This is a genomic window from Snuella sedimenti (assembly GCF_016428595.1).
GTDB lineage: Bacteria > Bacteroidota > Bacteroidia > Flavobacteriales > Flavobacteriaceae > Snuella > Snuella sedimenti.
The window spans coordinates 32,840-51,529 of the sequence record NZ_JAELVQ010000021.1; the positions used below are offsets into that span (position 1 = coordinate 32,840).

The 18,690-nt window shown below is 35.1% G+C and carries 19 protein-coding genes and 1 other RNA gene; 10 read left to right on the top strand and 10 right to left on the bottom strand.

The window, feature by feature from the left end; all coding sequences use genetic code 11:
• The first annotated feature begins 33 nt into the window (after positions 1-33).
• The gene (locus JF259_RS13920; protein WP_199116056.1) at positions 34-870 is read left to right on the top strand and encodes an OmpA/MotB family protein; all 837 of its coding nucleotides are present in this window, start codon (positions 34-36) and stop codon (positions 868-870) included.
• A gap of 122 nt (positions 871-992) precedes the next feature.
• Here JF259_RS13920 and JF259_RS13925 read toward each other — a convergent pair whose 3' ends face one another.
• Positions 993-1,613, bottom strand: coding sequence for an L-threonylcarbamoyladenylate synthase (locus JF259_RS13925; RefSeq protein WP_199116060.1), 621 nt, complete (start codon positions 1,611-1,613; stop codon positions 993-995).
• A gap of 46 nt (positions 1,614-1,659) precedes the next feature.
• On the opposite strand from JF259_RS13925, the gene JF259_RS13930 reads away from it, so the two are divergent.
• Positions 1,660-2,523, top strand: coding sequence for an alpha/beta hydrolase (locus tag JF259_RS13930; protein ID WP_233164289.1), 864 nt, complete (start codon positions 1,660-1,662; stop codon positions 2,521-2,523).
• On the opposite strand, the gene aroQ is transcribed toward JF259_RS13930, so the two are convergent.
• Together aroQ and JF259_RS13940 are read right to left on the bottom strand one after the other, a co-directional pair.
• Positions 2,520-2,936: a type II 3-dehydroquinate dehydratase gene (gene aroQ, locus JF259_RS13935; RefSeq protein ID WP_199116062.1), complete on the bottom strand. Its 417-nt coding sequence runs from the start codon at positions 2,934-2,936 to the stop codon at positions 2,520-2,522. The two genes, JF259_RS13930 and aroQ, sit on opposite strands and share 4 nt — an antisense overlap.
• 223 nt (positions 2,937-3,159) lie before the next feature.
• Positions 3,160-3,657 (bottom strand): outer membrane beta-barrel protein, encoded by a 498-nt coding sequence (locus JF259_RS13940; protein ID WP_199116064.1) that lies wholly within the window; start codon positions 3,655-3,657, stop codon positions 3,160-3,162.
• A 195-nt stretch (positions 3,658-3,852) separates the two neighbouring features.
• On the opposite strand from JF259_RS13940, the gene JF259_RS13945 reads away from it, so the two are divergent.
• On the top strand, positions 3,853-4,764 hold the full coding sequence (locus JF259_RS13945) for a site-specific tyrosine recombinase (protein ID WP_199116066.1): 912 nt from the start codon (positions 3,853-3,855) through the stop codon (positions 4,762-4,764).
• Between the two features lie 114 nt (positions 4,765-4,878).
• Here the strand turns inward: JF259_RS13945 and rny are convergent, their stop codons facing one another.
• From rny to JF259_RS13965, 4 genes are all read right to left on the bottom strand, one after another.
• Positions 4,879-6,453, bottom strand: a complete 1,575-nt coding sequence (rny, locus tag JF259_RS13950; protein ID WP_199116068.1) for a ribonuclease Y — start codon at positions 6,451-6,453, stop codon at positions 4,879-4,881.
• 55 nt (positions 6,454-6,508) lie between these two features.
• Positions 6,509-6,639: non-coding RNA, 6S RNA (gene ssrS / locus JF259_RS13955), on the bottom strand.
• 54 nt (positions 6,640-6,693) lie between these two features.
• Positions 6,694-6,987, bottom strand: coding sequence for a cell division protein ZapA (locus tag JF259_RS13960; RefSeq protein ID WP_199116070.1), 294 nt, complete (start codon positions 6,985-6,987; stop codon positions 6,694-6,696).
• Between the two features lie 15 nt (positions 6,988-7,002).
• The gene (locus JF259_RS13965; RefSeq protein ID WP_199116071.1) at positions 7,003-7,293 is read right to left on the bottom strand and encodes a hypothetical protein; all 291 of its coding nucleotides are present in this window, start codon (positions 7,291-7,293) and stop codon (positions 7,003-7,005) included.
• 175 nt (positions 7,294-7,468) lie between these two features.
• Between JF259_RS13965 and JF259_RS13970 the strand changes: the two genes are divergently transcribed.
• From JF259_RS13970 to JF259_RS13985, 4 genes are all read left to right on the top strand, one after another.
• Positions 7,469-9,154, top strand: coding sequence for a M23 family metallopeptidase (locus tag JF259_RS13970; protein ID WP_199116073.1), 1,686 nt, complete (start codon positions 7,469-7,471; stop codon positions 9,152-9,154).
• Positions 9,155-9,165: 11 nt separating this feature from the next.
• The gene (locus tag JF259_RS13975) at positions 9,166-11,625 is read left to right on the top strand and encodes a TonB-dependent receptor (protein ID WP_199116075.1); all 2,460 of its coding nucleotides are present in this window, start codon (positions 9,166-9,168) and stop codon (positions 11,623-11,625) included.
• 10 nt (positions 11,626-11,635) lie between these two features.
• Positions 11,636-12,826: a retropepsin-like aspartic protease gene (locus tag JF259_RS13980; RefSeq protein ID WP_199116077.1), complete on the top strand. Its 1,191-nt coding sequence runs from the start codon at positions 11,636-11,638 to the stop codon at positions 12,824-12,826.
• Positions 12,827-12,892: 66 nt separating this feature from the next.
• Positions 12,893-14,500: a sulfatase gene (locus tag JF259_RS13985; RefSeq protein ID WP_199116079.1), complete on the top strand. Its 1,608-nt coding sequence runs from the start codon at positions 12,893-12,895 to the stop codon at positions 14,498-14,500.
• Between the two features lie 3 nt (positions 14,501-14,503).
• Here JF259_RS13985 and JF259_RS13990 read toward each other — a convergent pair whose 3' ends face one another.
• On the bottom strand, positions 14,504-15,643 hold the full coding sequence (locus tag JF259_RS13990; RefSeq protein ID WP_199116081.1) for a cysteine desulfurase family protein: 1,140 nt from the start codon (positions 15,641-15,643) through the stop codon (positions 14,504-14,506).
• Positions 15,644-15,793: 150 nt separating this feature from the next.
• Between JF259_RS13990 and JF259_RS13995 the strand changes: the two genes are divergently transcribed.
• A complete protein-coding gene (locus JF259_RS13995) occupies positions 15,794-16,729 on the top strand; it encodes a hypothetical protein (RefSeq protein WP_199116083.1) in 936 nt (311 codons plus the stop codon).
• On the opposite strand, the gene JF259_RS14000 is transcribed toward JF259_RS13995, so the two are convergent.
• Both JF259_RS14000 and JF259_RS14005 read right to left on the bottom strand, forming a co-directional pair.
• On the bottom strand, positions 16,726-17,289 hold the full coding sequence (locus tag JF259_RS14000; RefSeq protein WP_199116085.1) for a Smr/MutS family protein: 564 nt from the start codon (positions 17,287-17,289) through the stop codon (positions 16,726-16,728). The genes JF259_RS13995 and JF259_RS14000 overlap by 4 nt on opposite strands.
• Before the next feature lie 3 nt (positions 17,290-17,292).
• Entirely contained in the window at positions 17,293-17,487 is a 195-nt protein-coding gene (locus tag JF259_RS14005; protein ID WP_199116087.1) for a hypothetical protein, read from the bottom strand.
• A gap of 411 nt (positions 17,488-17,898) precedes the next feature.
• Between JF259_RS14005 and JF259_RS14010 the strand changes: the two genes are divergently transcribed.
• Both JF259_RS14010 and JF259_RS14015 read left to right on the top strand, forming a co-directional pair.
• Positions 17,899-18,189: a DUF2752 domain-containing protein gene (locus JF259_RS14010; RefSeq protein ID WP_317192091.1), complete on the top strand. Its 291-nt coding sequence runs from the start codon at positions 17,899-17,901 to the stop codon at positions 18,187-18,189.
• Between the two features lie 15 nt (positions 18,190-18,204).
• Positions 18,205-18,537: a CCC motif membrane protein gene (locus JF259_RS14015; protein ID WP_199116089.1), complete on the top strand. Its 333-nt coding sequence runs from the start codon at positions 18,205-18,207 to the stop codon at positions 18,535-18,537.
• Positions 18,538-18,690 lie beyond the last annotated feature (153 nt).

Below are 18,690 nucleotides of genomic sequence, written 5' to 3' on the forward strand. Positions count from 1 at the left end.
TTCATTAAGCCTAAATTTTAATTTCAATTAATTATGAGAAAAGTAGTATTACTTAGTTTATCAACAATATTTTTACTAAGTTCATGTGTATCTAAAAAGCAATTCACAGATCTAGAAGCTAAACACAAAGAAACGCAAGACTTACTTAATTCTGCTACCGTTAAGTTAAATTCTTGTTTAGAAGACAGAGCTTCTGCAACAGCCAGAGCAGCAGCCTTAGAAGAGCAAGTATCTGATTTACGTAAAGCAAATGACAATTTAACAGTTTTATCGGCTAAAGGTGCAAGCAACGTAGAAAAAACTTTAGAAAGTATTAAGGAAAAAGATCTTAAGATTTCTCGTTTACAAGATGCTATCACTAAAAAGGACAGTGTTACTTTAGCACTTGTTACAAGTCTTAAGCGTGAAGTAGGTATTAACGACCCAGATATTGAAGTAAATGTTGAAAAAGGAGTAGTATTTATTTCTATCGCTGATAAGTTATTATTTAAAAGTGGAAGCTACAACGTAACATCAAAAGCTAAAGACGTATTAGCTAAAGTTGCTAAAGTTGTAAATAGCAAGCCTGATTTTGAATGTATGGTTGAAGGTCATACCGACAATGTACCTTACAGAAAAGAGCCTTTATTAGACAACTGGGATTTAAGTGTTAAACGTTCTACCTCAATTATTAGAGTTTTAGAAACTTTAGATGTTAACCCAAGTCAATTAATCGCTGCTGGACGTAGCCACTATGTGCCACTAGTTGATAACGATACAGCAGAGAACAGATCAAAAAACAGACGTACCCGTATTGTAATACTTCCTAAAATTGACCAGTTTTACGACATGATCGAAAAAGAAATGAAAAATCTTGAAGCTAGTAACTAATAACTTAGCTTTATAAATAATATAAGAAGCTCAGTCATTTTGGCTGGGCTTTTTTTATGAGTTTTGAAAGCTATAATTTTAAATATTTTTTTGAAACGAACTATTCGCTCAACAAAGCAGATTTATAAAATCTCTAAACTCCCCTTTCCTTCTCTTACTACAACTGGTTTCCCCTGTGATAAATCAATAATGGTCGACGCATGGTTGTCTCCATATCCGCCATCTATTACCAAGTCTACCAAATTATCCCATTTTTCCAAAATCAGTTCAGGATCAGTTGTATACTCCAATATGCTATCTTCATCACGAATAGATGTCGAAATAATAGGGTTACCTAATTGCTTAACTATCTCCAATGCAATATTGTTTTTAGGCACCCTAATCCCCACTGTTTTTCTTTTTTTAAAAGGATTGGGTAAATTTTTAGAACCAGGTAGAATAAAAGTGTATGGTCCAGGAAGTGCCCGTTTTAAGATCTTAAAGGTAGATGTGTCTATTTGCTTAACATAATCGCTTAAATTACTTAAATCATGGCATACAAACGAAAAATTAGACTTTTCAAGCTTTACTTGCTTAATTTTAGCCACGCGTTCTAATGCCTTAACGTTTGTGATATCACAACCTAGGCCATAAACTGTATCCGTAGGATAAATTATAAGTCCGCCACGTTTTAACACATTAACAGCTTTGCTTATTTCCCTAGGGTTAGGGTTTTCTTCATATATGCGCATTAACTCAGCCATAATATATTCGTATATTTATAAATACAAATTAACTATTATTTTCCTTATGAAGTCCTTAAAATATAGTTTATTAACTATTTTGCTATTTGTAAACCTTTGCAGCTGTTCGAATGAAAAAACAGATGCAGAAATCATTGATACTTTAGACCCGTCATTATATTATGAACAGCTAGATATTGCTTATGGCCAAGATCCCGACCAAACATTCGATTTGTATTTACCTGCCAACAGATCCCAAAACACTAAAATTATAGTACTTGTTCATGGCGGCGGATGGTCAGCCGGGGACAAGAGCGAAATGAATGCAATTAAAGATTTACTACGATTGGATTTGCCTAACCTTGCTATTGTTAATATAAATTACCGCTTAGCAGATGATGATAATGCCCCATATCCAATGCAAATAAATGATATAACCAATATTGTTGAACATTTAAAGATTAACAAAGACAAATACACCATATCTAATAAACTTGGCTTTATAGGAATTAGCGCAGGTGCTCATCTAGCCTTACTCTGGAGTTATGCCTTTGATACAAAAAAACAAGTTTCTATGGTATGTAGCATCGTTGGCCCTACGAATTTTACAGATCCTGCATATCTTAATAATACGAATCCAAATTTACAAGAACTCTTGGATTCGTACGGATCCGATGCGCCTATTACCTATTTAGAGGAAGTGAGTCCCTACCATCAAGCAACAAATACTGCGCCACCAACCATTTTGTTTTATGGAGGTCAAGACCCCCTTATTCCTACTACACAGGGCACTGCATTAAGGGACAAACTACAGAGCTTGGGAGTAGCCCATGGATTTACCTTATACCCAGAAGCCGGACACGGATGGACAGGTTTAGAACTATTGGATACTTGGACAAAGCTAAAAGCCTTTATAAATACATATATTTAGAGAAAACTCTGGATAGCCAATTCATAACTTTGCAAACCAAAACCAAGAATGACTCCGGAGGCATTAGGTGAGATATAGGATTGATGACGAAATGCTTCCCTCCCAAACGTGTTGGAAATATGCACTTCTACTACCTTGGTTTCAATAGCCTTAACGGCATCGCCTATACCAACAGACGTATGAGTATACGCCCCAGCGTTTAATACAATACCATCATAACTAAATCCTACCTCGTGCAATTTATCGATGAGCTCCCCTTCTATGTTAGATTGAAAAAAGTCTATTTCAACATCAGGGAATCGTTGTTTTAAGGTTTCTAAAAAATTTTCAAACGTTAAATTCCCATAAATAGTAGGTTCGCGCTTCCCTAATAAATTTAAATTAGGCCCGTTTATTATGATTAGTTTTTTCACACGTTTAAATTTTAGTAATTAATTTATTTTATTGTAATTATAAAATTAAGAACGTGTGCAACCACTCCTTACACTCGTTCTCACATTAAAAATTTTAAACATTCCCTTTTGTGAAAAAATGCTTAAAATTTATTAATGTTCGTTTCATGCAGTAAAAGTATTAAAAATTTGGCATAAAAAAAGGAAGCCGTTAGCTCCCTTTTTATAAAAAATTCATTTAATTCTACAATTCAAATTCAACACCTAATGTAATAGTATTAAACCCTAAAGTAACTGGGCCAGCATCCATACTAACACCTCTGTATGCTGCAACAATATCAAGATTATCACTTACACCATATTGTATCCTTGGTGCATAGTAAAATCCACCATCATTTCCTTCGTCAATACCTACGGCATACCCTAAATCTACACCAAAGGCAAATTCTTCAGACACATTAAATCGTCCCGAAGCGGCCAATGGTAAAAAACTGGCATCATCTACTTTAAACCCTTCAACATCCTTTCCAAAAGAATGCGAATAACCCACAGTTGCTCCAGCTTCAATTTGATCAGATAATCCCCACAAGTAAGCAACATCCAAAGCTAGGTTAAAAGAATAACCATCACTAAAATCACCAACAACTAGACCAGCATTTACACCAACCTTTGGTTCTCCTTGGGCATTTACACTTGTAAGTCCTAATACAGCAATGGCTGCACATAAAAAAATTTTTTTCATTTTGATTGTATCTTTTAAAATTATAATGAAACAAACATAAAACTTAAATTGATATAAAAAAAGAAAAAACTACAATTTAAAACCAACTTTTCCTACGGTCATGATAAGCAGATTACTAAATATTAAAACAATACACCGTAGTTTCCCTGAAATTTAATCATAAAAATGTTGTGTAAATGTTTTACTTTTATTGCCATGAAATGGGAACATGCCCTTAAAGACTATCAGCTATATTTAAAAATAGAACGGGGTTTATCAAAAAACTCGATCGACAACTATGCGCTTGATGTTAAAAAGTTTATTGGTTTTTTAGAACAGCACAACATTAGTGTTTCTCCAATAAAAATTACCACCGAAACCGTCCAACAATTTATTTATGAAATAGCAAAAACCGTTAACGCTAGGACCCAATCGCGATTGATCTCTGGACTGCGTAGTTTTTTTAACTATTTGATTTTTGAGGATTATAGAAACGACAACCCCTTAGAACTTATAGAATCTCCTAAAATTGGTAGGAAATTACCAGATACTTTAAGTGTAGACGAAATAAACAAGCTTATCGGTGCAATTGACACCAACAAAACATTTAAAAATATACCAATTGGCAAACGCGATTATGCCATGCTTGAAACGCTTTACGGTTGTGGCTTACGCGTTAGTGAATTAATTAGCCTGAAACTTTCCGACCTATATTTTGACGAAGGTTTTATAAAAGTAACAGGAAAAGGAGACAAACAACGCTTTGTACCCATTGTTTTAGCAACCCAAGACTTTATTAACATTTATTTAAATGAGGTTAGATCAAAAATCCCCGTTCTAATGGGGCATGAAGATACCTTATTCCTAAACTATAAAGGCAAACAGCTTACCAGAGCTATGGTCTTTACCATTATTAAACGATTAGCTCAGAAAATCGGACTTAAAAAAAATATTTCTCCCCATACTTTTAGACATTCTTTTGCGACACACTTACTTCAAAACAATGCAGACCTAAGATCCATCCAGTTAATGCTAGGACATGAAAGCATAACTACTACCGAAGTCTATGTACATATGGATAACAGTCATTTAGCCAAGACAATAGCGCTATACCACCCTAGAAAATAACAACTATAAACCAAAAAAAAGTCCAGATTATTACACTGGACTTAACTTACACAAATAGTTCAACTGAACCCTCTTAAAATACTTTATTTCAGAGAAATAAAACCCAAAAAGTTTTTACTTGGCTATGTTTACAGCTCTCGTTTCCCTAATCACGGTTACCTTTACTTGACCAGGATAAGTCATATCGGTTTGGACTTTTTGAGAAATACTGAACGATAAATCAGCTGCTTTTTGATCGTCTACCTTTTCACTTTCAACAATTACCCTAAGCTCTCTACCCGCTTGAATTGCGTAAGCCTTTTTAACACCGGTAAAACCAAATGCTATATCTTCTAAATCCTTTAAACGTTGGATATAGCTATCTAACACCTGACGACGTGCCCCTGGTCTTGCTCCTGAAATGGCATCACATACTTGAATAATTGGTGCTAATAAGGATTTCATTTCAATTTCATCGTGATGCGCTCCAATGGCATTACATACATCGTCTTTCTCTCCATATTTTTCTGCCCACTGCATACCTAAGATAGCATGTGGTGTTTCCATATCTGCTTCTGCATCTGGCACTTTTCCTATATCATGGAGTAATCCGGCACGCTTTGCCAACTTAGGATTCAAGCCTAATTCGGCTGCCATGACACCACACAACTTAGCGACTTCTCGCGAGTGCTGTAATAAATTTTGACCATAAGAAGAACGGTATTTCATCCTACCAACAACCTTAATCAGCTCAGGGTGTAAATTATGGATCCCCAAATCTATAACGGTACGCTTACCTACTTCAATTATTTCTTGATCAATCTGTTTCTTTGTCTTTTGTACGACTTCCTCAATACGTGCCGGGTGTATTCTACCATCTGTTACCAATTTATGTAATGACAATCGTGCAATCTCGCGACGTACGGAATCAAAGCACGATAGTATGATAGCTTCCGGTGTATCATCTACTATAATTTCAACACCAGTTGCAGCTTCTATTGCGCGAATGTTTCTTCCTTCACGTCCTATAATACGCCCTTTAACATCATCCGATTCAATATTAAAAACAGACACACAATTATCTACCGCCTCTTCTGTTCCTATACGCTGTATCGTATTTATAATTACTTTCTTTGCGTCCTGCTCAGCTGTTAATTTAGCCTCTTCCATAGCATTTTGGATAAATGCCAATGCATCGTTTTTAGCTTCTCCTTTTAAAGACTCTACTAACTGTTCTTTGGCTTCCTCTGCCGATAAGCTTGAAATAACCTCTAACTGCTGCACTTGGTTTTTGTGCAACTTGTCTAGTTCGTCCTGTTTCTTATCAAGTACATCTAGTCTGTGATTGTAATCTTTTATTTTACTTTCTAAACTCTCATTAAGCTTCTTATTCTTTGCCAGCTCACTAGAGACTTGAGATTCTTTATCCCGAGTACGCTTTTCAGCCTCGGCCATTTTTTTGTCACGAGAGAGAATTACCTTTTCGTGCTCCGACTTAAGTTCAATAAATTTTTCCTTCGCCTGAAGAATTTTATCCTTTTTTATGGATTCGCCTTCACTTTTAGCTTCTTTTAATATTAATGAAGCCGATTTTTTAGCTTCTTTAACGAGTTTTGACGCATTATTTTTCTCTATAGTCTTAGCTATTATAAAACCTATTATGAGCCCCAGTAAAACGCCCCCACCTATTAGTATAATTGAGTTATCCATTATGTTAAATTAAATTATATATAAAAAAAGCCTACACCGGTATAAAGTTTTGTATAAACTCCTTAAAAATAAGTTTAGGGCTAACAAACTGATCAAGGATCTGCTAATAAGCACTGAAACTAATTCAGTTTATGCAGCATGCTTTTACAGCTTAAACTCACCCTTTTTAAAGAATTAATGTTGAGTTTATCAAAAAAAATAACCAATGTAGGCAGTAACTTTTGTTTATTTTAAAGAACGTTAAGAAACCAAATGTGTTTGTAACAAATCGTTTAGAGCGTTCAGTTTTTCTTCTACATGCTCGTTCACATTCGCTTTATCTATAGATTTCTGTTCAACCTGAGAAGCAAACTGCAAAGCGCACATGGCCAATACATCTTGCTTATCCCTTACAGAATAACTTTGTTCAAATTGCTTAATCATAACCTCAATTTGTTTTGCCGCCTTACGTAATCCCTCCTCTTGACTTGCTTCAATAGTTAAAGGATAGACTCTGTTGGCTATAGACAGCTTTATTTTAAGCTTTTCTGACATTGAGTTTATGTTACACTAATCAGATAATTGTGTTATACAATGATCAATCTCTCTAATTAATGCGTTTATTTTAAGCTTAGTTTCTTTTTTATTATCGTCACTACCAAGTATTGTATTTGCCATTTTTAAGGTTTCGTACTTTTCTTCCCAAGCCTTAACATGCAATATTTGGTTTTGAAGTTCTTGTTTTGAAATCTCCAGTTCTGCATTTAATTTTAAATTAGCTTGCCTTAAAAGCTCAAGTCTGTGTAGCACTTTACTAATTTTGTTTTCCAGAGAATCTACAATATCTTCAATATTACCCATTTACAAAATCCAATACTTATCACACAAAGTTAAGATACCTATGTATAAATTACAATTGTTTTCTAATAAAATTTTAAGTTTGTAATTATAGCTCATTTTCAGGCCAATGGCTTGATTTTTGTTTGTTTCTTTGCTTTTAAACTGCAAATTTTTAATTTAGCCGCAATACATTTTTATGCGATTCAACCTATTTATTTTTTTAATAGCATCAACCTTTGCTTCATCCCAAAACAGGTATCCCCAAAATTATTTTAGTAGTCCGCTAGAAATTCCCATTGTACTCGCAGGAACTTTTGCCGAACTACGATCTAATCACTTTCACTCCGGAATGGATATAAAAACACAACACCGTGAGGGCTTTAAAGTTCTTGCCGCTGCCGAAGGATATGTAAGCCGCATTAAGGTATCGCACTATGGCTATGGTAAAGCACTTTATATTACACATCCAAACGGATATACAACCGTATATGCACACTTACAGAAGTTCGCTCCAGATATAGAGACCTACGTAAAAAAGCATCAATACAACAAAGAATCCTACGAAGTTGAATTATTCCCCAAAGCCGAAACCCTTCCCATTATAAAAGGCAGTATTGTAGCATATAGTGGTAACAGTGGTGGCTCACTAGCCCCTCATTTACACTTTGAGATAAGAGACAAGTCACAACGCCCAATAAACCCTATGTTATTTGGAATAGATACCAAAGATACTACCAGTCCTATTATTAATAGTTTATATGTGTATCCCCTAGACGGAACATCCTTTGTAAACAAATCGAATACCAAACAGAAATTACGTTTAATACCAATAGGTAACGGAAACTTTACAACCGAAAACATTGAAGCCATTGGCAGTATTGGATTCGGAATTGAAACCAACGACAGACAAGATCTTGCCGCAAATAAGAATGGGGTTTACAATATTCAGACATTCTTTAATGGAACTAAAAATTTTGAATTGGATTTTAAGCAGTTTGCCTTTAATGAAACAAAACACATTAATCAGTTAATCGACTATGAGCATTATACTCAAAGCAAACAAAGTGTTCAAAAGCTTTTTCGATCCAACAACCCCCTTAGCATTTACAAATCTGTTATTAACGAGGGCATACTAACAGTTAGGGACAGTACCAGTTCTGTTTATAAAATAAAAATTTCGGATTTTAAAAATAACGATTCATGGGTTACGGTACATATATCTGGTAGTGGTAACAGTATATCAAAACCAAAAACAGCAAATACTACCCCCTACTATATTTACGCCAACCATTCAAAACAATTAAAAGAAGGTAATTTTTCTGTTAATTTTTACAACAATACATTCTACAATGATTTCTATATAGACTTTCAAGTAAGGAACGACACTTTGGCATTACATAAGGACGTTGTACCCACCCAAAAAAGCTTTACTATTAGCTATGACGCTAGCGCCTACTCAAATGAAGACAGAAAGAAACTGTATATAGCCAAACTTGTTGGCCATAAAGACTATCCATCGTATCTATATACTAAAAGAAATGGCAACAACTTAACTGCTTCTTCCAAAACACTTGGGAAATTTGCCATAGCTACAGACACAATAAAACCCAATATCACACCGTTCAACTTTAAGAACAAACAGTGGCTCAGTAAATACAGGTACTTAAAAGTAAAAATTGACGATCAAGGCTCCGGAATTTCTAATTATAGAGCTACAATAAACGGAAAGTGGATCTTAATGGAATACGATTATAAAACAAAAATGCTTACTTACGATTTTAACGATGGAATTGCTACAGACACAAAAAACAATTTAAAGGTTGTTGTTATCGATAATGTCGGAAATAGTTCTACATTTGAAGCGCTGTTTTATAGAAAATAAACTTAAAAGCCTTGAATATTAAATTCTATTTTAGAATTCTATTTTTACTAACGATTAGCTTAGGGTATTCCCAAACAGCAACTGTTAAAGGTATTATTCTTAACGAAAATAACACCCCAATAGCCAATGTTAATATTAAATCCACCACAAACGGAACACGGACCAATGAAAACGGTTTTTTCCTTTTAAAAATACCAGCTAATCAACCTGTTAAAGTTGAATTCTCTCATTTATCCTACAAAAAAGTCATTAGCACTTTTAGTTTAAAGAATGGTGAATCCCTTGAATTTAACCCTGTAATGGCTATTTCTTCAGAACAAATTGCAACAGTGGTCATTTCCGGAAAACGTCAAAAAGAAGTTGAAGGCATTATTACATTAAGCCCAGAAACGATAAGAAAAATACCAGGAGCCAATGCAGGAGTAGAAAACCTACTCCTAACTTTACCAGGCGTAAGCAACAACAATGAGTTAAGCACACAATATTCGGTTAGAGGAGGCAACTACGACGAAAATTTGGTATATGTAAACGGTATTCAAGTATACCGCCCCTTTTTAATCCGTTCCGGCCAACAAGAAGGTTTGAGTTTTATTAATGCCGATTTAATTCAAAATGTGGATTTTTCAGCTGGAGGGTTTCAAGCAAAATACGGTGATAAGTTATCTTCTGTACTGGACATCACGTATAAAACACCTTACCAATTTGAAGTTAATGCCGATTTAAGCTTGCTTGGCGGCAGTGTTTCTATTGAAAATATTAGTAAAGACTCCAAATTTACTGGAATTGCAGGTATTCGTTACCGCGATAACAGCTTATTAGTTGATGCTAAAGAAACTAAAACAAATTTCGATCCTACCTTTGCAGACCTTCAAACATATTTAACTTATAAAGTATCGGATAAGTTCCATTTAAACTTTTTAGGGAACGCTTCCCTAAATAAATATAATTACCAACCTCAAAGCCGTCAAACCAACTTCGGAACATTAAGTGACCCTCTGGCATTGGTTGTATATTATGAAGGAAGGGAAAAAGATGCGTACCAAACCCTTTTTGGCGCGTTAAGCGGGAATTATATGGTAAATGAAACCCTTAACTTAAAGTTTATAACATCTACCTACCACACTACAGAAGAAGAGTATTTCGACATCTTAGCACAATATAGCCTTGGCGAAGTAAACACCAATATAGGTGATGAAAATTTAGGAGAAGTAGAATTTAGTGAGGGCATTGGTAGCCAACTGAATCATGGTAGAAACGATCTGGACGCCCTTATTGCAACTATGGAGCACAAAGGGAATTTCAAAATAAAATCAAATAACATTGAATGGTCCGTAAAGTTCACTAATGAAGATATTCGTGACCGCTTAGTAGAATGGGAAGTTATTGATTCTGCCGGTTTTTCCATTAACCCTCCTAAGTCAAATACTATTAACGAACAACCTTACCAGCCCTACCAAGGGCCATTAGTCCCATTTCAAAATGTAAGAGCTACTAATAGCACAAAAATAAACAGACTTCAAGGTTACATCCAATGGAGTAAACGATCTACCATAGGGCAAAGTGATGTTTGGTACAATGCTGGTATTAGAGCACACAACTGGTCGGTTAAAGGCCTTCACATAGAAACGTCCAACCAAACTGTATTTAGTCCGCGTGCACAATTTGCCATAAAACCCAATTGGAACAAGGATATGTTATTTAGAATATCTGGCGGACTCTATTATCAACCACCATTTTATAGAGAATTACGAGATGCTGAAGGAGCTGTTAAACCCAATGTAAAAGCACAAAAATCGTTTCATGTGGTTACAGCAAACGAATACAGCTTTAAATTATGGGATCGTCCTTTTAAATTAACAACCGAGGCTTATTATAAACACTTAAGCAATGTTAATCCATATACCTTAGAAAATGTGCGTATTCGTTACAGTGCTAGTAATAATGCCAAAGCGTATGCGTACGGATTGGACATGCGTCTAAATGGTGAATTTGTTCCGGGCACCGAATCTTGGTTTAGTTTTGGATACCTAAAAACAGAAGAAAATATAAACAACCAAGGTTACATCTCAAGACCGACAGATCAACGTTTAAAATTTGCTGCCTTGTTTCAGGATTATGTTCCCAACATACCAAGTATGAAAATGTACCTAAACTTAGTCTATAATACAGGTGTTCCGGGTGGTTCTCCCAGCTACGCAAACCCCTACGAATACCAAAATAGGTTACCCGATTACAAGCGTGCTGACTTAGGGCTGCAATTTGTAATTGTAGACGCCAACAAACAATTCGATAGTGGTTGGAAAAAACCCTTTAAATCACTCACCTTTGGTTTTGAAATCTTTAATATATTCGACGTTCAGAATTCCATTACCAACACTTGGGTACGCGATGTTTACAGCAAACGCCAATACGCCATACCAAACTACCTAACACCTCGTGTTTTTAATGTAAGGACTACTATGAAATTTTAACCCACATAAAATGACGAAACAAATTCTTAATATCATTTTTTGTTTTGTTTTAACCATCACCACCTATTCACAAAAAACTACTTTTAAAACAGGTAGACCAACAACAAAAAACTATTACACCCAAATTAACTATAAAAATATTAATGGTAAACTAATCATTCCTGTTGTTATTAATAAGAAAACCTATCGCTTTCTTTTTGATACCGGAGCACCCAATTTAATTTCATCAACCTTAGCGAGTACTATCGGCAAAAGTAATAATCCTACGATTTCTGTTTCTGATGCAAATCTAAAGAAACAACACATGGAGCTCACTACAATACCGCTCTTAACTATTGGGGAAGTAACTTTTAAAAATACGAGTGCCCTAGTGTTCGACAGAACAAATAATCTGGTGTTCGACTGCTACGCGATTGATGGTATTATAGGGAGCAACCTCCTACGTAAATCTGTTATTCAAATCCTCCCCAAAAAACATCTTATCATTTTAACAAATAACCGCAATAAACTAGAACTAAATAAAAGCAAAAGTATTGACTTAATGTTGGAAGGTAACCAAAGTAGCCCCTATATTAACATTAAAATAAAGGGACACAAAAATGCTAATGAAAAAGTACTTATTGATACTGGAGCTAGTGGATTTTATGATATGTGCAAAACGAACTACGCCGTTTTAGAACAGCACAATGTTGTACAACCTTTTGCCACGGGCCGAGGGGCTTCAAGTATCGGCTTGTTGGGTACATCTGAAGAACAGATACAATACCAAATAAAAATACCTACTATAGAAATAGCTGGTCATGATTTCAAAAATGTATCAACTATAACCTCTAGTGATTCAAATTCCAGAATTGGTTCAGAAATTCTAAAATATGGTGCTATTACAATCAATTTTAAGGATAAACAATTCTACTTTGGAGCCTATGATTCAGAAAACGATCTCACTGAAAAACACTTTGGTTTTACGCCAACTATCAAAAACAACAAGTTAATTGTAGGTATTGTTTGGGATGATACGCTAAAAAGCAAAATAAGTAGTGGTGATGAAATATTAAAAGTAAACGACCTTAACTTTTCTGAATTGAATATTTGTGATTTAATTACCAAGGGCTCCCCTTTTAAAAATTCCAATTCCCTAGAAATAACCACAAGAAACCAAACCGGCAAAGTAACTTCTCTTAATTTGGAAAAACATAAATAACTTATTGCTATATTTTATATTTTTGACGCTTACCGCTAAAATAGCACTCCTAAATTATTAAATACTATGCACAATTCCTTAAATTCCCTATTCCGTATAAAATTTTTATTATGCGCTCTCACAATAATAATTACATCCTGCCAACAAAAAGAACCTAAAAAGATAACTAAAAAACAACCCAATGTACTTTTTATTTTAGTTGACGACTTAGGCTATAAAGACTTAAGTTGTACAGGTAGTAACTATTACGAAACGCCCAATATCGATAAAATTGCTAACGAAGGCATGGTGTTTAATCAAGGGTATGCTGCAAGTAGGGTTTGTAGTCCCTCAAGAGCGAGTATCATGACCGGAAAATTTACAGCAAGACATGGTATAACCGATTGGATTGGTGCCGCTCATGGCGAAGCTTGGCGTAAACATAACAGACATGATAAATTGCTACCAGCTAATTACGAACACGTATTACCTAAACAAGACATTACAATTGCTGAAGCTATGAAATCTGCTGGCTATAAAACATTCTTTGCTGGAAAATGGCATTTAGGAGAAGAAGGCTCCTACCCTGAAGACCATGGGTTTGACATTAACAAAGGGGGGTGGAAAGTTGGCAGCCCCAACGGTGGTTATTTTTCTCCATGGAAGAATCCGAAACTGGAAAATAAAACAAAAGGAGAAAACCTCTCCATGCGACTTGCAAAAGAAACAGCAGAGTTTATAAAAACCCATAAAGACACCACCTTTTTTGCTTTTCTATCTTTTTATGCCGTTCACGGGCCTATTCAAACTACCCAAACAAAATGGACCAAATATAGAAATAAGGCCGAAGAACAAGGCATTCAAGAGAAGGGTTATAAGATGGAACGCGTACTCCCTATAAGGCAAGTTCAAGACAACCCCATTTATGGAGGATTAGTGGAAAGCATGGATGATGCCGTAGGTCATGTTTTAAACACGCTAAAAGAATTGGGAATAGACGACAATACCATTATAGTATTTACCTCCGATAACGGAGGCGTTGCTTCTGGCGATAATTATTCTACATCCAACCTGCCTTTGCGCGGCGGAAAAGGCTATCAGTGGGAAGGCGGTATTCGTGAACCGTATTTCATAAAGGTGCCTTGGCTTAAATCAAATGGCACAACAACCAATTACCCCGTAATTGGCACCGACTTTTATCCTACTATTTTAGATTTAGCTAATATAAACTTATTACCTAATCAACATGTTGACGGTATAAGTTTAAAACCTATTTTAGAAGGTAAATCACTAACGGAAAGACCTCTATATTGGCATTACCCCCACTACGGGAATCAAGGCGGCGAACCATCATCCATTATTAGAGAAGGTAATTGGAAACTTATCCATTATTGGGAAGACGGACGCAATGAGTTGTACAATTTGCAATCGGATCCAGAAGAACAAACCAATGTTGCTAGTTCAAACCCAGATATAACCAAAAAGCTCAACGAGAAGCTTAATACTTGGTTGGATTCTGTAAAGGCCAATAAGCCTTCTAAGGATTTAGAGTATGACGAAGCCTTAGCTCAAAAACGAAAAGATTACCTTAAAAACACATTCATGCCTAAACTGGAGCAGGATCGTATGAAGGTATTATCGAAAGACTTTGAACCTAATGCAGATTGGTGGCAAAGTAAAGTTACCACCGACTAATACTCACACAAAGTCCTTTAAAACAGCAATAACATAATCGACTTCTTCTTTAGTGTTAAAAATGCTAAAGGAGAAGCGAATAGAAGGCTTTAGCAAATCATCCTCGCTTAGAATTTCGGCGAGCACATGCGAATTTTGTGAACTACCGCTCTGGCATGCACTCCCTTTAGAACAAGCAATCCCTTTTAAATCTAATTGAAACAACAACATTGCCGATTTATTAGGTGGTACAGGCAAACACACATTCACGGTTGTATAAGAACTCTTATCCATATCGGCTGACCTGCCATTAAAAATAACGCCGGGTATGTCTTGTTTTAATTTTTCAATAAAATAACCCTTAATAGCTTTTACTTTTTTACTATCTGCCTCCAAATTATCGTAAGCCAACTTTACAGAAGTTTCCAAACCTACAATGTTATGAACACTCTCGGTCCCTGCGCGAAGTCCTCGTTCCTGTTCTCCTCCAAAAATTAAAGGCTTTAATCCCGAATTCTTTCTAACAAAAGCAAACCCCACGCCCTTTGGCCCATGAAACTTATGTGCACTAGCTGCTAAAAAGTCTACTGGAACATCCTGTAAATCCATGTTGTAATGCCCTATTGATTGTACAGCATCACTATGAAACAGGGCATTATGCGCTTTACATAAATCTGCTACACGCTTTATATCCAATAAATTCCCTATTTCATTATTAACGTGCATTAAACTTACCAATGTTTTCTTAGAAGTATTAAGTAACGCTTCCAAATGTGGATAATCTATGCTACCATCATTGTTAACATCAACATAATCAAACGTTATACCGTATTCCTTCTTAAGCTGTTCCACGGTATGCAACACAGCATGATGCTCTATCTTTGATGTTATAATATGGCTAACCCCCAAATCCCTAACGGCACTCCTTAATACTAAATTATCTGCTTCGGTGCCTCCAGAAGTAAATACAATCTCACCTGCCGAAACATTCAAATAACTAGCAATCGCTTTTCTAGATTTTTCAATTAAGGTTTTAGACGATCGTCCAAAACTATGCGAAGATGAAGCATTCCCATAATTATTACTCATAACATCAACCATCGCCTTAACAACATCGTCACGCATTTGGGTAGTTGCTGCATTATCAAAATATACCGTCTTCATTAAAAAAATATTGCTGCGGAACAATAACGTCCCACATTAAAGTAATTGAATAACTGTTTTTAAACTTCAAAAATACTTGAAATAAAATTATTATCAATATGATACGTTATAAATTACAATTCCTTTATTTTTGTCAAAAAAACAAACCCAATGCGTCGATTCTTTTTAGTCTTTATTACATTAAGTTTATTGTGTTCTTATTCCTGTGATGATGGTGATATTATTACCGTAGAAATTAGTTTCGGGGATACTTTTAAAGCTTGCGGAAATAACGGCCTAGTTTTATATAAAACAAAAGACGACCCTTCGGAGTCTTTATCTCTAAGAATAGCATCGCCTAGCGGTCTAACACTCGATGATCTCTTAGAGGTTGGAGATGATAACACATTAGAAACTACCATTACATTAAGTGCTTCCAATTCGCTTAATTACAGAACTTATAGTAACGAAAAACTACCATCTAACTTGTTCTGTAACGATATTCCGCCTTCCGAAATAGATATTACAAAAGATTATGTGAGCACTGCCGGAGAAGCGATAATAACGACAACACTCATTGAAGATGACAACGATGGAATTCCTGCCGAACTGGAAGATATTAATGGTGATGGCGATCTGAACAATGACGATACCGATGGTGATGGCTTACCCAACTATTTGGATATTGATGACGATGGTGATAATATTCTAACCAAAGATGAAGGAGCCGATCCTAATGGTGATAATGTTTTTGATGATGCCTTAGATACCGATGCTGATGGCATCCCAAATTACTTAGACAGTGATGATGATGGTGATGGTATTGACACACGGGATGAAGAAAATGATTCACAAGATAACAACCCTGGAAATGATATTACAAACAGCGACATTGGACCAGATTACTTGAACAAAGATGTAGCCAATACCGAAACACCTCCTGCAACATCCTATAGAGAGCATACTATTTTTGAAAAATATATTGTTTCACTAATCATCACCAATTTTAAATTGGAACCTATTATTTCTATGGATGCTCTTGATTTTGGAACTTTAGAGCATAGCTCATTAAATACAAGTAGAAAAGAAACCCCCACTTTCAATTAATTAGGTGGCACATTTTGATAAATATAAACTTCGGTAGCCCCTAGTCCGTATTTTTGGTAATTGGCATCATAATACTTTACATTATTATACCGCCCAAATAGGTATTCCAATTCAAGTTTAAGAGTGCCCTCACCTACACCATGTATAAATACTACTTTTTGTATACGCTTAGACATTGCATATTCCAATTGCCGTCTGGCTGTGTCCAATTGAAGCGTTAACATATCATGATTCGTCATGCCCTTTGTAGATCGCACCAACTGATTTATATGCAAATCAACTTCCATCATGGGTTCGTAACGTTCCTTAGCCTTTATCTTTGGCTGCCTTTTCTTGAATTGTTGTTCCTTCTCTATAATAACAGAATCGATAGCTTTAGTGGAAAACAATTCATTTTTAAGCGTATTCCCTTTTTCACTAACAACCAATTCATCTGCCATAAAAGCGAGCAAAAATCCATCCTCAGTTTCAATTGTGATGTCCTTGCCCACTACTTGTCTTACAATACCAGTAATATCTTCATCCAATACTAAAACCCGATCCCCTACCTTAAACTTCATATACTACAATTCATCATTAACATCATCACGCTCCTCATTCCTGCCAGGAATGGTTCTACTAACCCTATAAACCCCTAACATAAGTACAACAATACCTAGAATTAGGATATACTCATTTTGATCTTCGTCAGCATTTGCATATAAGGCTATCGCAGCACCAACTATAAGTAATGCATAATTTAAAATAGTATTTTTCACACGTTTAAATTTTAGTAATTAATTGATTTTATTGTAATTATAAAATTAAGAACGTGTGCAACCACTCCCTACACTCGTTCTCTCATTAAAAATTTTAAACATTTCCTTTTGTGAAGTAATTTTTAAAATTTCTTAATGCTCGTTTCATGTAGATTATTCTTTTTATAAAGCTAAGTTTAGTATCACATAAATTTTTCACGCGTTGAAATTTTAGTAATTACACGCTATCTGTAAATTACAAAACTAATAACTTGTACAATTCATTAAAAACCCATGGAACGCCCAAATATTAGTTCAAAAATACAACATAAATCATCTTAGAAACAATAAAGCGACATTGAAGTGATTTAAACTTTTACAAATTGGCTAAAAACCTATTACTATTTTATAAATTTGAATAACTAAAAATAAATGATGCTGTATATAGAAGATTATATGCTTCCTTGCCTAAATAAAAAGCTTTTTGGAATAGAATGCATGGGCTGTGGTATGCAGCGATCCGTTTCTTTAATCCTACAGGGACATTTCACCGAAGCTTTCTATATGTATCCAGCAATATACACACTTATACTCCTTTTTGGTGTCATAGTTTTTAATACCTTCAAAAATTTCAAATACGCCAATAAAATAATTCTTACTTTAGCTATACTAAATGCCATTATCATTATTGGCAGTTTCCTAATAAAAAATTTTATAGATTAACTAAACAATAAACCCATGGAGCAACAAAAACTACCCAATTCAACACTTATTTTAGTGTTCGGTATCTTATCTATACTAACTTGCTGTTGTTACGGTTTTATTGGTTTAATACTTGGAATCGTTACCATAGTACTAGCAAATAAAGCCACGCAACTGTATACCACAAATCCCGAGCTATATACAGGTTATCAAAATGTAAAAACTGGTAAAATCTTAGCCTATATAGGTATTACCCTTAGTGCCTTGTATTTAATTTTTGTTATTTCGATGGTTATTACACTTGGGTGGGAAGCTATGCAAGATCCCGAATTGATGCAAGAACGGATGCGGGAACTCTTGGGACAGTAAAACAACTATCACCATAAAAAATAAAACCGCTCTAAAAAAGCGTAGTATGTGACATTCTAAAAACTATTCGTATCGAACCCGTTTTAGATTGAAGAACATCCCACTTTTTTATAGCGGTTTTCCCGTTTTTAAGCAATACTATTGCTTTTTTTT

Bases quoted from the DNA above. Each gene is read 5' to 3' on its own strand.
- JF259_RS13920 (WP_199116056.1), top strand. From the start codon at position 34: ATGAGAAAAGTAGTATTACTTAGTTTATCAACAATATTTTTACTAAGT.
- JF259_RS13925 (WP_199116060.1), bottom strand. From the start codon at position 1,613: ATGGCTGAGTTAATGCGCATATATGAAGAAAACCCTAACCCTAGGGAA.
- JF259_RS13930 (WP_233164289.1), top strand. From the start codon at position 1,660: ATGAAGTCCTTAAAATATAGTTTATTAACTATTTTGCTATTTGTAAAC.
- JF259_RS13940 (WP_199116064.1), bottom strand. From the start codon at position 3,657: ATGAAAAAAATTTTTTTATGTGCAGCCATTGCTGTATTAGGACTTACA.
- JF259_RS13945 (WP_199116066.1), top strand. From the start codon at position 3,853: ATGAAATGGGAACATGCCCTTAAAGACTATCAGCTATATTTAAAAATA.
- rny (WP_199116068.1), bottom strand. From the start codon at position 6,453: ATGGATAACTCAATTATACTAATAGGTGGGGGCGTTTTACTGGGGCTC.
- JF259_RS13960 (WP_199116070.1), bottom strand. From the start codon at position 6,987: ATGTCAGAAAAGCTTAAAATAAAGCTGTCTATAGCCAACAGAGTCTAT.
- JF259_RS13965 (WP_199116071.1), bottom strand. From the start codon at position 7,293: ATGGGTAATATTGAAGATATTGTAGATTCTCTGGAAAACAAAATTAGT.
- JF259_RS13970 (WP_199116073.1), top strand. From the start codon at position 7,469: ATGCGATTCAACCTATTTATTTTTTTAATAGCATCAACCTTTGCTTCA.
- JF259_RS13980 (WP_199116077.1), top strand. From the start codon at position 11,636: ATGACGAAACAAATTCTTAATATCATTTTTTGTTTTGTTTTAACCATC.
- JF259_RS13985 (WP_199116079.1), top strand. From the start codon at position 12,893: ATGCACAATTCCTTAAATTCCCTATTCCGTATAAAATTTTTATTATGC.
- JF259_RS13990 (WP_199116081.1), bottom strand. From the start codon at position 15,643: ATGAAGACGGTATATTTTGATAATGCAGCAACTACCCAAATGCGTGAC.
- JF259_RS13995 (WP_199116083.1), top strand. From the start codon at position 15,794: ATGCGTCGATTCTTTTTAGTCTTTATTACATTAAGTTTATTGTGTTCT.
- JF259_RS14000 (WP_199116085.1), bottom strand. From the start codon at position 17,289: ATGAAGTTTAAGGTAGGGGATCGGGTTTTAGTATTGGATGAAGATATT.
- JF259_RS14010 (WP_317192091.1), top strand. From the start codon at position 17,899: ATGATGCTGTATATAGAAGATTATATGCTTCCTTGCCTAAATAAAAAG.
- JF259_RS14015 (WP_199116089.1), top strand. From the start codon at position 18,205: ATGGAGCAACAAAAACTACCCAATTCAACACTTATTTTAGTGTTCGGT.